Origin of the sequence: Klebsiella sp. 141153 (assembly GCF_032601995.1) — a bacterium.
Taxonomy (GTDB): domain Bacteria; phylum Pseudomonadota; class Gammaproteobacteria; order Enterobacterales; family Enterobacteriaceae; genus Klebsiella; species Klebsiella aerogenes.
The window spans coordinates 429,582-441,586 of record NZ_JAQIRJ010000004.1; the positions used below are offsets into that span (position 1 = coordinate 429,582).

Here is a 12,005-nt window from a genome sequence, read left to right on the forward strand (position 1 = left end):
CCGCGACCGGGTTCTCTCGGAATGTTCCGGCGCTATTTCACGTATTCAATTTCATTGACGTACCAGCTGGCTTCGCCCGCCGGGGTGTTAACGATAGCCAGGTCGCCCACCTCTTTCTTCAGTAAAGCGCGCGCCATTGGCGAATCGATAGAGATATAGTCTTTGCGGCCGAAGATTTCATCGTAGCCGACAATGCGAAAGCGCTTGGTATCACCATCGTCGTTCTCGATTTCCACCCACGCGCCGAAGAACACTTTGCCTTCCTGCTGCGGGGAATAATCGACGATTTTGAGATTTTCCAGACACTTGGTGAGATAACGCACCCGGCGGTCGATTTCGCGCAGGCGCTTTTTATTGTACTGATAATCGGCGTTTTCGCTGCGGTCGCCAAGACTCGCCGCCCAGGTCACTTTCTTGGTGACTTCCGGGCGCTCTGTACGCCACAAGTAATCCATCTCTTGCTTCAGTTTTTCATACCCTTCACGGGTGATCAGCGGCGTTTTCATCTGTGGTTCATCCAAAATAATCTCGTCCCGCCGTACCTTAACCAGCCGTTTCGGCAAGGTAAAGCGCCAGGCGCAGAAATCGCGGCTACTGGCTGCGGGTAAAAATGGTAATCACCTGATCAATATGATTTTTCATTGCTTTTTTTGCCGCACGTACGTCGTGGGCCTCAATGGCTTCAAGGATCGCGCGATGCTCCTGTTCCGAGCGATGTGGCATATCGTCCGGGGTGTAATGGCGCTGCAGCATGCGGAACATACTGCCGTAGCGGTGGCCGAGCAGGTGGCCGATGATAAACGCGTACGCCGGGTTGCCGCTGGCCTGAGCGATACGGATATGGAACAGGCGGTCGCCGGGATGGGTGGTTGAACCGGCACGGTTATCGCGACAGTTCTGTTCAAAGGCCTCGCGGATAGCGGCCAGCTCTTCGGCGCTGGCGTGGCGCGCCGCCAGCGCGGCGGTTTCCGGCTCGATTAACAGGCGCGCCTGCAGCAGAGAAAAGGGCGGGAGTTCGGCGTTAAAATCAAGGTCTATGTTGAGTTCGTCGTCGATCTCCGTCCACTGGTCGCGACCGGCCTGCGCCATCACCGGTTCTTTGGTGGCGGCGAGCGGCGTCTGCGATTTGACGATTACCCCGTTGCCGACGCGCACGTCCACCAGGCCAATCACCTCCAGCGCAATCAGCGCTTCGCGTACCGATGCGCGGCTGACGTTCAACTGCTGGGCTAAATCTCGCTCAGACGGGAGACGACTGCCGGGCGGAAATTCGTTGTTCTCAATTAATCGCTTGAGTTGGTCTGCTATCTGTCTGTAAATCCTTGGGTTTTCCAGTCTGGTAATCGGCATGTTTCACCTTTGCTCATGCGATAGACAGTGATAAAGCGCACAAATATTGGCCAGCACACTTGAGTGTTTGTTAGTCGAGTGTAATTAATTGGTTAACCAATGTGCCGTTTGTGGCCGTTTTTGCAACATCTAAGCTTCACGATAGCGGGTTATGCCTGACTTGTCATGCGAAAGGTCAGGCCTTTGACTACCACCAATGGCCTGACCATTAGTCCTTTAGACCAGGGGAGAGAAATGGAACTAACCGGAAAACGCGTTCTGATTACCGCCGCAGGGCAGGGGATTGGCAATAGCTGCGCGCGGCTATTTGCCGCCGCTGGCGCGGAAGTGATTGCCAGCGATATCAACATTGCCGGACTGAGCGATATCCCCGGCGTGCAGCCGCTGCAGCTGGATGTCACACGCGCCGACGCGATTGCCGCCGCCGCGGAAACGCTGGGCCCGCTGGATGTCTTGTTCAACTGTGCCGGGGTGGTGCATAGCGGCAGCATTCTTGAATGTAGCGAGCGGGAGTGGCAGTTCGCTCTCGATCTGAATGTCACCGCCATGTTCCACACGATTCGCGCCTTTTTGCCGGCGATGATCGCCCGCGGCGGCGGCTCGATTATCAACATGTCATCGGTGGCTTCCAGCGTGAAAGGGGTACCAAACCGCTTCGCCTACAGCGCCAGTAAAGCGGCGGTCATTGGCCTGACCCGCTCGGTGGCGGCGGATTTCGTCACCCAGGGCATTCGTTGTAATGCGATTTGTCCTGGCACCGTCGATTCACCTTCGCTGCGCGGACGTATTGCCGAGCAGGCGCGTGAACAAGGGTTGAGCGAAGAGGCGGTTTATGAGGCGTTTGTCGCCCGCCAGCCTATTGGCCGCATCGGCAAGCCGGAAGAGATCGCCCAGCTGGCGCTGTATCTGGCTTCCGACGCCAGCGCCTACACCACCGGTACGGTACAGATTATTGACGGCGGCTGGAGCAACTAACCGTACGGCGCTTTATTTCACTATCAGGAAAACGCATGAAATTACTTCGTTTTGGCAATCCCGGCAGCGAGCGTCCGGGCGTACTCGATAACGACGGCCGCCTGCGCGACCTGTCGCAATATATTAACGATCTGCGCGGCGACGCGCTGCTGCCGGAGAGTCTGGCGCGTCTGCGCCAGCTGGATCTCTACAGCCTGCCGCTGGTTGAAGGCAATCCGCGTATTGGCGCCTGCGTCGGCGGTATCGGTAAGTTTATCTGCATTGGCCTGAACTATGCCGATCACGCCGCAGAGACCGGCACCGACATTCCGCAGGAACCGGTGGTATTCAGCAAGTGGACCAGCGCGGTGGTCGGGCCTAACGACAACGTGATTATCCCGCGCGATTCGCAAAAGACCGACTGGGAAGTCGAATTAGGGGTAGTGATTGGCAAAGGCGGGCGCTATATCGACGAGCGCGACGCCATGCAGCACGTTGCTGGCTACTGCGTGATTAATGACGTCTCCGAGCGCGAGTATCAAATTGAGCGCGGCGGCACCTGGGATAAGGGCAAAGGCTGCGACACGTTCGGGCCGACGGGCCCCTGGCTGGTGACCGCCGATGAAATCCCCGACCCCAACGCCCTCAACCTGTGGCTGGAGGTCGACGGCAAACGCTATCAGGACGGCAACACCCGCACCATGATTTTCAAAGTGCCCTATATCATCAGCTACCTGAGCCGCTTTATGAGCCTGCAGCCGGGCGATGTCATCTCCACCGGCACGCCGCCAGGGGTGGGTATGGGCCAGAAACCGCAGCCGGTTTATTTACGCGCCGGCCAGACTATTCGTTTGGGCATTGAAGGGTTGGGCGAACAGCAGCAGCTGACCGTGGAGGACAAACAATGACGCAAATTACCGCCCTGCGGGTAGAGGATATTCGCTTCCCCACTTCGCAGCAGTTGGACGGCTCCGACGCGATGAATCCCGATCCGGATTACTCCGCCGCCTACGTGATCCTCGAAACCGACAATCCTAAGCTCACCGGTCACGGGCTGACCTTCACCATTGGCCGCGGCAACGAAATTTGCTGCGCGGCGATTAAGGCGCTGGAGCATTTAATCGTCGGCGAGCAACTTGAGGCGATCGCCGACGATATGGGCGCCTTCTGGCGGCGCTTTACCAGCGATAGCCAGCTGCGCTGGATTGGCCCGGACAAAGGCGCGATTCACCTGGCGACCGGCGCGGTGGTCAATGCGGTGTGGGATTTGTGGGCGAAGGCCGAAGGCAAACCGGTCTGGCGACTGGTCGCCGATATGAGCCCGGCCGAGCTGGTGCGCTGCATCGATTTTCGCTACATCACCGACTGCATTACCCCGGAGGAGGCGTTGCGCCTGCTGGAAAGCCGTGAAGAGGGCAAAGCCCAGCGGCTTGAACAACTGCAGACGCATGGTTATCCGTGTTACACCACCTCAGCGGGCTGGTTGGGTTACGGTGATGACAAACTGCGTCGTCTTTGTCAGCAGGCGGTGGACGCCGGTTTCTCGCATATCAAGCTGAAGGTCGGGCGCGATATTGAAGACGATATCCGCCGCGTGCGCATTGCCCGTGAAGTGATTGGCCCCGAGCGGAAACTGATGATTGACGCCAACCAGGTATGGGAAGTGGATGCTGCCATTCCGTGGGTCAAAGCGCTGGCCTTCGCCAACCCGTGGTTTATCGAAGAGCCGACCAGCCCGGATGATATCGAAGGTCACCGCAAGATCCGCGAGAACATCGGCGCGGTGAAGGTCGCCACCGGCGAGATGTGCCAGAACCGGATTATGTTCAAACAGTTCATTATGCGCGGCGCGATTGACGTGGTGCAGATCGATGCCTGCCGGTTAGGCGGCGTCAACGAAGTGCTGGCGGTGATGCTGATGGCGGCGAAGTACAACCTACCGGTTTGCCCGCACGCCGGCGGCGTCGGACTGTGCGAATACGTCCAGCACCTGTCGATGATTGACTACCTGTGCATCGCCGGTACCCATGAAGGGCGGGTGATTGAGTTTGTTGACCATCTGCACGAGCACTTCCTGCACCCTTGCGAAATCCGCGGCGCAGCTTATATGCCGCCGCAGGCGCCGGGCTACTCGATTGAAATGCATCAGGCTTCTATCGAGCAGTACCGCTACCGTGGAGAAGCGCATGTTGCGCATTGACGCCCACCACCACTACTGGCGCTATCAGCCACAGGATTACCCGTGGATTGATGACGACATGCCGCAACTGCGCCGGGATTTTTACCCCCCGCAGCTCCAGCCGCTGCTGGCGCAGCACCAGCTCGATGGCGCGGTGGTAGTGCAGGCGCGTCATGATGAAAACGAAACCGCCTGGCTGGTGGCGCAGGTTTCTCAAGCAGCAGGCGTATGCGGCGTGGTGGGCTGGCTGGATATTACCGCCGCGGATCTCGGAGACAAGCTGACGCAGTGGCGCGGCCAGTTGTGCGGGTTGCGCCATCAGGTGCAGGATGAAGCCGACCCGGCAGCGTGGCTTGAGCGCGAGGCGGTCTCGCGAGGAATGCAGCAGTTGCAGCGCCAGGGCTATAGCTGGGATCTGTTGGTTACCCATCGTCATCTCGCGGCGGCGGCACGCTTTGCCGCCCGCCACGATGACCACTGGCTGGTACTCGATCATTTCGGCAAGCCGGATATCGCGCGCGGCGCGGCCCACTGGGCCGAACAGGCGTGGCCGCTGGCCGCATTACCGCATGTGGTGGGCAAACTTTCCGGCCTGGTGACCGAAGCCGGGCGCGGATGCTGGACCGAGCAGCAACTGCTGCCTTTCTTCGACGCCGCGCTGGAGCTGTTTGGCCCGCAGCGGCTGATGTTTGGTTCCGACTGGCCGGTATGCCTGCTGGCGGCGGAGTACCGCCAGGTTTACCAGCTGTGCGAAACGGCGCTGGCTCCGCTGACGGAAACGCAGCGGTCAGCTATTTGGGGCGGCACTGCCTGTCGGGTTTATGGTTTAACGGAGGCGAAGCGTGGATCTATTTCTTAATGACAAAGTGGTTATCGTCACCGGCGGCGGCTCGGGGATCGGCGCGGCGGTAACGCAACTGCTGGCGGAAGAGGGGGCGGTGCCGGTCATCGTCACTAACGCCCTGCCAGAGCAGGGGTTTATGGATAGGTTGAAGCAAATCGCGCCGCAAAGTGAGCTCATTATCGCCGACCTGTGCCAGGAGGCCGAATGCGCCGGGGCGGTAGGTCAGGTGCTGGCGCGCTTTGGCCGCATTGATGCGCTGGTGAATAACGCCGGAGTGAACGATGGCGTAGGGCTCGAGGCCGGGCGTGAGGCGTTTCTCGGATCGCTTGAGAAAAACCTGATCCACTACTATCAGATGGCCCACCTGTGCCGCGAAGCGTTAGAGGCGGCGCGGGGCGCTATCGTCAATATCGCCTCGAAAACCGCGCTCAGCGGCCAGGGCGGCACCAGCGGCTATACCGCGGCGAAAGGGGCGGTGCTGGCATTAACCCGTGAATGGGCGGTATCGCTGCGCGAGAGCGGCGTGCGCGTCAACGCGGTGGTGCCGGCGGAAGTGCTGACGCCGCAGTACCAGCGCTGGATAAATACCTTCCCTGACCCGCAGCGGCAGATGGCGGCGATTAACCAACGCATTCCGCTGGGCAAACGCATGACCACGCCGGAAGAGATCGCCAACACCGTGGTGTTTCTTATCTCCTCGCGCGCGTCGCACACTACCGGGCAGTGGCTATCGGTGGACGGCGGATATTTGCATCTCGACAGGGCGCTGTCATGAACGCCATCGTCGCGCGGCGGCGGCTGTGTCAGGCGCTGGATTTAGTCGATTCGGCGGAGAAAATCGCCGAATACCAGCGTCTGCATGAACGTATCTGGCCGGAAGTCGCCGGGCACCTGCGCGCCCATGGCGTGCTGGATATGGAGATTTACCGGCTTGGCACGCGGCTGTTTATGGTGATGGAGGTCGCCGGGGATTTCGATGGCGAACGCTTTGCTCAGCACAGCCTGAACCACCCGGTCATTCAGCGCTGGGAAGCGCTGATGTGGCAATACCAGGTTCCCACCCCCTGGACGCCGGTAGGCGAAAAATGGGTGTCGATGGAGCGCATATTCTCTTTGCAGGATCAATAAAACAACTCTGTACTCTACTGAGGATCTCACCATGCTAGTGAATAAAACGGCGGAGCCGCTGGCGGCCCGCGCCGGGGCGACCCCTAATCTGCGCTGGGCATTTATGCTGGTCACCAGCCTGTTCTTTATGTGGGGGCTCTCTTACGGCCTGCTCGATGTTCTCAATAAACACTTTCAGGAGACCCTGCACGTCACCAAAGCGCAGTCCGGTTTACTGCAGGCGGCCTATTTTGGCGCCTACTTCCTGGTGGCGCTGCCCGCCGGCTATTTTATGGATAAACGCGGTTATAAAGCGGGGATCCTGGTCGGTTTGTGCCTGTATGCGCTTGGCGCGCTGCTGTTTGTGCCGGCGGCGAGCGTGAATAGCTTTGCGCTATTCCTCTTCGCGCTGTTTGTGATTGCCTGTGGATTAGGCTGCCTTGAGACCGCGGCGAACCCTTATGCGACGGTACTTGGCGACAGTAAAGGCGCCGAGCGGCGGTTGAATCTGGCGCAGTCGTTTAACGGACTGGGGCAGTTTATTGGCCCGCTGATCGGCGGCACGCTGTTCTTTTCAGCTACTCAGGGCGATACCGGCGATCAGAGCTCGGTAAAAATCACCTATGTCGCTATCGCCGTGCTGGTGCTGGCCATCGCGCTGCTGTTCCGCCGCACGCCGATGCCGGATATTCGCGAAGATGAGGGCAGTCAGCAAGAAGCGGCGCAAGGGCTGTGGCAGCATCGCCACTTTACCGGCGGGGTCATCGCCCAGTTCTTTTACGTTGCCGCGCAGGTCGGCGTGGGGGCGTTCTTTATCAACTATGCGACCGAGCACTGGCATGGCGTGACAAACCAGCACGCTTCCTATCTGCTGTCGATTGCGATGATTAGCTTTATGGTCGGTCGTTTCTTCAGTACCTGGCTGATGGGGCGGGTGCAGGCGGCGACGCTGCTGATGGTTTACTCGCTGGTCAATATCGTGCTCTGCGGTCTGGTGATGATGAGCATTGATGGCGTGTCGGTGGTGGCGCTGATTGCGGTCTTCTTTTTTATGTCGATTATGTTCCCGACCATTTTCGCGCTGGGCGTTAAAAATATGGGTAGCCATACCAAACGCGCCAGCTCGTTTATGATTATGGCCATCGTCGGCGGGGCGATTATGCCTTACTTCATGGGGGCGCTGGCCGACCGCTACAGTACCGCGTTGGCCTATGGGTTGCCGCTGCTATGCTTCCTGGTGGTGCTGTGGTACGGCATGAGCCAACGACGCGCGTAAGCGGCAAAATTAGCTATAAAGGCGGAGGAGACCCTCCGCCTTTTTCTTTTTTGTCGCGCCGGTGGTAAATTTTGCTCAGAATGACGGGTTTACCCTAAATAATTCGAGTTGCAGGAAGGCGGCAAGTGTGTGAATCCCCAGGAGCATAGATAACTATGTGACTGGGGTGAGCGCACGCAGCCAACGCACGTGCAACTTGAAGAATGACGGGTATAAATTGCTGTTTAATATGCTTTGTAACAATTTCGACTAGAATATATACCAGATTTGGCTGGTCGTATTAGCGTGGGTTTTTAAGAATACGCACTAACGATTGCAGTGAACCTTTGGGAGTACAAACAATGCAAGAGAATTATAAGATTCTGGTTGTGGATGACGATATGCGCCTGCGCGCGCTGCTGGAACGTTATCTGACCGAGCAGGGCTTCCAGGTTCGTAGCGTGGCGAACGCCGAACAGATGGATCGCCTGCTGACCCGTGAATCCTTCCACCTGATGGTGCTGGATCTGATGCTGCCGGGCGAAGATGGTTTATCTATCTGCCGCCGTCTGCGTAGCCAGAGCAACCCGATGCCGATCATTATGGTGACGGCGAAAGGGGAAGAAGTGGACCGTATCGTGGGCCTGGAAATCGGCGCCGATGATTACATTCCTAAACCGTTTAACCCGCGCGAACTGCTGGCCCGTATCCGCGCCGTGCTGCGCCGCCAGGCGAACGAGCTGCCGGGCGCGCCATCGCAAGAAGAAGCGGTGATTGCTTTTGGCAAGTTCAAACTGAACCTCGGCACCCGCGAGATGTTCCGTGAAGATGAGCCGATGCCGCTCACCAGCGGTGAGTTCGCGGTATTAAAAGCGCTGGTTAGCCATCCGCGCGAGCCGCTGTCCCGCGATAAGCTGATGAACCTTGCCCGCGGCCGCGAATACTCGGCGATGGAGCGCTCCATCGACGTACAAATCTCCCGCCTGCGCCGCATGGTGGAAGAAGATCCGGCGCACCCGCGCTACATCCAGACCGTTTGGGGACTGGGCTACGTCTTCGTACCGGACGGTTCTAAGGCATGAAGCGCGTGCGTTTTTCGCCGCGAAGCTCATTTGCCCGCACCCTGTTACTGATCGTCACCCTGCTGTTCGTCAGCCTGGTGACGACCTATCTGGTGGTGCTGAATTTCGCGATCCTGCCGAGCCTGCAGCAGTTTAACAAGGTGTTGGCATACGAAGTCCGTATGCTGATGACCGATAAACTGCAGCTGGAAGACGGCACTCAACTGGTGGTACCGCCGGCGTTTCGCCGCGAAATTTACCGCGAGCTGGGGATTTCGCTCTATTCCAATGAGGCGGCGGAAGACGCAGGCCTGCGCTGGGCGCAGCATTATGAATTCTTAAGCCAGCAGATGGCGCACCAGCTTGGCGGGCCGACCGAAGTGCGGGTTGAGGTCAACAAAAGCTCGCCGGTGGTGTGGCTGAAGACCTGGCTGTCGCCGAATATCTGGGTGCGGGTACCGCTGACTGAAATCCATCAGGGCGATTTCTCGCCGCTATTCCGCTATACGCTGGCGATAATGCTGCTGGCCATTGGCGGCGCGTGGCTATTTATCCGCATTCAGAACCGGCCGCTGGTCGACCTTGAACATGCCGCGCTGCAGGTCGGGCGCGGGATTATTCCGCCGCCGCTGCGCGAATACGGCGCGTCGGAAGTGCGTTCGGTGACCCGCGCCTTCAACCATATGGCCGCCGGGGTCAAACAGCTGGCGGATGACCGTACGCTGCTGATGGCCGGGGTCAGCCACGATTTGCGCACGCCGTTGACGCGGATCCGGCTGGCGACGGAGATGATGGGCGAACAGGACGGCTATCTTGCCGAGTCGATCAATAAAGATATCGAAGAGTGCAACGCCATCATCGAGCAGTTTATTGATTACCTGCGCACCGGCCAGGAGATGCCGATGGAGCTTGCGGATCTCAATGCCGTGTTAGGCGAAGTGATCGCCGCCGAAAGCGGCTACGAGCGGGAAATCGCCACCGATCTGCAGGCCGGAGAAATTCCGCTGCGCCTGCATCCGCTATCGATTAAACGCGCGCTAGCCAATATGGTGGTGAACGCCGCTCGTTACGGTAAGGGCTGGATTAAAGTCAGCAGCGGCAGCGAAGCCAGCCGTGCCTGGTTCCAGGTGGAAGATGACGGCCCGGGAATTAAACCGGAACAGCGCGAACATCTGTTCCAGCCGTTTGTGCGCGGTGATAGCGCCCGTAGCACCAGCGGCACCGGGCTGGGGCTGGCGATAGTGCAGCGTATTATCGACAATCATAACGGTCGCCTGGAGATTGGCACCAGCGAACGCGGCGGCCTGCTGATCCGCGCCTGGCTACCGATTCCGGTGCATCGCGCGTTGTCGCCGGCGAAGCCCGCGAAAGAGAGTTGATTAGCGTATAAATATAAAAAAGCCGGGCATCGCCCGGCTTCAGACTGCTGACAAAGAAGGAAAAAGCGTGGTTTTTCCTTCTTTGTGGTTATCAGCCGAAAATCAATAAATTGATTTTCCTTGTTATTTGTCTCTTGCAATCTGTAAGTCCAATGGTTGCATGAGGTTTGTCATCAATCTCTAGCCGGGCATCGCCCGGCTTTGTTGTCTCTGTGACCTGATTAACGCTTCGGACCGGCCGCAACCAGCGCAGCGCCGGCCGGGGTATCGGTATACTTCTCGAAGTTCTCAATAAACAGTTTCGCCAGCTGATCGGCTTTCTCCTGCCACTGCTCCGGAGAACCGTAGGTATTACGCGGGTCGAGGATATGGGTATCGACGCCCGGCAGCTCGGTTGGGATCTGCAGGTTGAACATCGGCAGAGTGAAGGTTTCGGCGTTATCCAGCGAACCGTCGAGGATGGCGTCGATAATCGCGCGGGTATCTTTAATTGAGATACGCTTGCCGGTACCGTTCCAACCGGTGTTGACCAGGTAGGCCTGGGCGCCGGAAGCCTGCATGCGTTTTACCAGCACTTCGGCGTACTGCGTCGGGTGCAGCGACAGGAACGCGGCGCCGAAGCAGGCGGAGAAGGTTGGGGTCGGCTCGGTGACGCCGCGCTCGGTACCGGCCAGCTTGGCGGTAAAGCCAGACAGGAAGTGGTACTGAGTCTGGTCAGCGGTCAGGCGTGAAACCGGCGGCAATACGCCAAAGGCATCGGCGGTCAGGAAGATGACCTTGGTAGCGTGACCGGCTTTCGAAACCGGCTTAACGATATTTTCGATATGGTCGATCGGGTAGGAGACGCGGGTGTTCTCGGTCTTCGAACCGTCATCAAAATCGATGGTGCCGTCAGCCAGTACCACGACGTTTTCCAGCAGCGCATCGCGGCGGATCGCGTGATAGATATCCGGCTCGTTGGCTTCCGACAGCTTAATGGTCTTCGCGTAGCAGCCGCCTTCGAAGTTAAACACGCCGTCATCATCCCAACCGTGCTCGTCATCGCCAATCAGGCGGCGTTTCGGGTCGGTGGAGAGGGTGGTTTTACCGGTGCCGGACAGGCCGAAGAACACGGCGACATCGCCTTTTTCGCCGACGTTAGCGGAGCAGTGCATCGAAGCGATGCCCTGCAGCGGCAGCAGGTAGTTCATGATCGAGAACATCCCTTTCTTCATTTCGCCGCCGTACCAGGTGCCGCCGATAAGCTGGATGCGCTCGGTCAGGTTGAAAGCCACGAAGTTTTCGGAGTTCAGACCCTGCTCTTTCCACTGCGGGTTGGTGCACTTCGCGCCGTTCATGACGATAAAGTCCGGCTCGAAGGCCGCCAGCTCTTCTTCGCTCGGGCGAATGAACATGTTCTTAACAAAGTGTGCCTGCCAGGCGACTTCAGTAATGAAGCGCACGCTGAGGCGGGTGTCGGCGTTGGCGCCGCAGAAGGCGTCGACGATAAACAGGCGTTTGCCCGACAGCTGGTGAGTCACCAGACCTTTCAGGTGCTGCCAGGTTTCCTGGGAGAGCGGCTTGTTGTCGTTCTTGCCATTGCCTTTATCAGACCACCACACGGTATCGCGAGTGGTATCGTCACGGACGATATATTTATCTTTCGGCGAACGGCCGGTGAAAATGCCGGTATCGACGGCGATGGCGCCAAGATTGGTTAATACGCCACGCTCATAACCTTCCAGTTTCGGGTCGAGCTCTTCCTGATACAGCGTATCGAAGCTCGGGTTGTGGACAATTTCCTGGACGTCATTGATACCGTAAGCCTTGAGATCCTGCGGGGTTAAACTATTAACGCGCATGTCACTGCTCCTTAGCCAATATGTACTGCTTTAAA

General features: G+C 58.4%; 12 protein-coding genes. 9 read left to right on the forward strand and 3 right to left on the reverse strand.

The window, feature by feature from the left end:
• Positions 1–32: 32 nt before the first annotated feature.
• Positions 33–506 carry a transcription elongation factor GreB gene (gene greB, locus PGS10_RS10530; RefSeq protein ID WP_015703675.1) on the reverse strand — a complete coding sequence of 158 codons (474 nt, stop codon included), beginning with the start codon at positions 504–506 and terminating at the stop codon, positions 33–35.
• Positions 507–591: 85 nt separating this feature from the next.
• Entirely contained in the window at positions 592–1,350 is a 759-nt protein-coding gene (locus PGS10_RS10535) for a FadR/GntR family transcriptional regulator (protein WP_047047964.1), read from the reverse strand.
• Between the two features lie 234 nt (positions 1,351–1,584).
• On the opposite strand from PGS10_RS10535, the gene PGS10_RS10540 reads away from it, so the two are divergent.
• From PGS10_RS10540 to envZ, 9 genes are all read left to right on the forward strand, one after another.
• Positions 1,585–2,325 (forward strand): SDR family oxidoreductase, encoded by a 741-nt coding sequence (locus PGS10_RS10540; protein ID WP_015703673.1) that lies wholly within the window; start codon positions 1,585–1,587, stop codon positions 2,323–2,325.
• Positions 2,326–2,360: 35 nt separating this feature from the next.
• Positions 2,361–3,212: a fumarylacetoacetate hydrolase family protein gene (locus PGS10_RS10545; protein WP_316422851.1), complete on the forward strand. Its 852-nt coding sequence runs from the start codon at positions 2,361–2,363 to the stop codon at positions 3,210–3,212.
• Positions 3,209–4,504, forward strand: a complete 1,296-nt coding sequence (locus tag PGS10_RS10550; protein ID WP_045394842.1) for an L-fuconate dehydratase — start codon at positions 3,209–3,211, stop codon at positions 4,502–4,504. Before PGS10_RS10545 ends, PGS10_RS10550 begins: the two co-directional genes overlap by 4 nt.
• Complete coding sequence (locus PGS10_RS10555; protein WP_316422852.1) at positions 4,491–5,342, forward strand: amidohydrolase family protein; 852 nt, start codon at positions 4,491–4,493, stop codon at positions 5,340–5,342. Before PGS10_RS10550 ends, PGS10_RS10555 begins: the two co-directional genes overlap by 14 nt.
• A complete protein-coding gene (locus PGS10_RS10560) occupies positions 5,326–6,102 on the forward strand; it encodes an SDR family oxidoreductase (protein WP_047078884.1) in 777 nt (258 codons plus the stop codon). The genes PGS10_RS10555 and PGS10_RS10560 overlap by 17 nt, the downstream gene beginning before the upstream one ends.
• Entirely contained in the window at positions 6,099–6,455 is a 357-nt protein-coding gene (locus tag PGS10_RS10565; RefSeq protein WP_047078885.1) for an L-rhamnose mutarotase, read from the forward strand. Before PGS10_RS10560 ends, PGS10_RS10565 begins: the two co-directional genes overlap by 4 nt.
• Positions 6,456–6,486: 31 nt before the next feature.
• Positions 6,487–7,710, forward strand: a complete 1,224-nt coding sequence (fucP, locus tag PGS10_RS10570; RefSeq protein WP_047057636.1) for an L-fucose:H+ symporter permease — start codon at positions 6,487–6,489, stop codon at positions 7,708–7,710.
• A 341-nt stretch (positions 7,711–8,051) separates the two neighbouring features.
• Complete coding sequence (gene ompR / locus PGS10_RS10575) at positions 8,052–8,771, forward strand: osmolarity response regulator transcription factor OmpR (protein ID WP_001157751.1); 720 nt, start codon at positions 8,052–8,054, stop codon at positions 8,769–8,771.
• Positions 8,768–10,129, forward strand: a complete 1,362-nt coding sequence (gene envZ, locus PGS10_RS10580; RefSeq protein WP_015369373.1) for a two-component system sensor histidine kinase EnvZ — start codon at positions 8,768–8,770, stop codon at positions 10,127–10,129. The genes ompR and envZ overlap by 4 nt, the downstream gene beginning before the upstream one ends.
• Before the next feature lie 221 nt (positions 10,130–10,350).
• On the opposite strand, the gene pckA is transcribed toward envZ, so the two are convergent.
• On the reverse strand, positions 10,351–11,970 hold the full coding sequence (pckA, locus tag PGS10_RS10585) for a phosphoenolpyruvate carboxykinase (ATP) (RefSeq protein WP_045375850.1): 1,620 nt from the start codon (positions 11,968–11,970) through the stop codon (positions 10,351–10,353).
• Between the last annotated feature and the right edge of the window lie 35 nt (positions 11,971–12,005).

What these genes read in the sequence shown, in the direction of transcription:
- greB (WP_015703675.1), bottom strand. Translation starts at nt 506, where the DNA reads ATGAAAACGCCGCTGATCACCCGTGAAGGGTATGAAAAACTGAAGCAA.
- PGS10_RS10535 (WP_047047964.1), bottom strand. Translation starts at nt 1,350, where the DNA reads ATGCCGATTACCAGACTGGAAAACCCAAGGATTTACAGACAGATAGCA.
- PGS10_RS10540 (WP_015703673.1), top strand. Translation starts at nt 1,585, where the DNA reads ATGGAACTAACCGGAAAACGCGTTCTGATTACCGCCGCAGGGCAGGGG.
- PGS10_RS10545 (WP_316422851.1), top strand. Translation starts at nt 2,361, where the DNA reads ATGAAATTACTTCGTTTTGGCAATCCCGGCAGCGAGCGTCCGGGCGTA.
- PGS10_RS10550 (WP_045394842.1), top strand. Translation starts at nt 3,209, where the DNA reads ATGACGCAAATTACCGCCCTGCGGGTAGAGGATATTCGCTTCCCCACT.
- PGS10_RS10555 (WP_316422852.1), top strand. Translation starts at nt 4,491, where the DNA reads ATGTTGCGCATTGACGCCCACCACCACTACTGGCGCTATCAGCCACAG.
- PGS10_RS10565 (WP_047078885.1), top strand. Translation starts at nt 6,099, where the DNA reads ATGAACGCCATCGTCGCGCGGCGGCGGCTGTGTCAGGCGCTGGATTTA.
- fucP (WP_047057636.1), top strand. Translation starts at nt 6,487, where the DNA reads ATGCTAGTGAATAAAACGGCGGAGCCGCTGGCGGCCCGCGCCGGGGCG.
- ompR (WP_001157751.1), top strand. Translation starts at nt 8,052, where the DNA reads ATGCAAGAGAATTATAAGATTCTGGTTGTGGATGACGATATGCGCCTG.
- envZ (WP_015369373.1), top strand. Translation starts at nt 8,768, where the DNA reads ATGAAGCGCGTGCGTTTTTCGCCGCGAAGCTCATTTGCCCGCACCCTG.
- pckA (WP_045375850.1), bottom strand. Translation starts at nt 11,970, where the DNA reads ATGCGCGTTAATAGTTTAACCCCGCAGGATCTCAAGGCTTACGGTATC.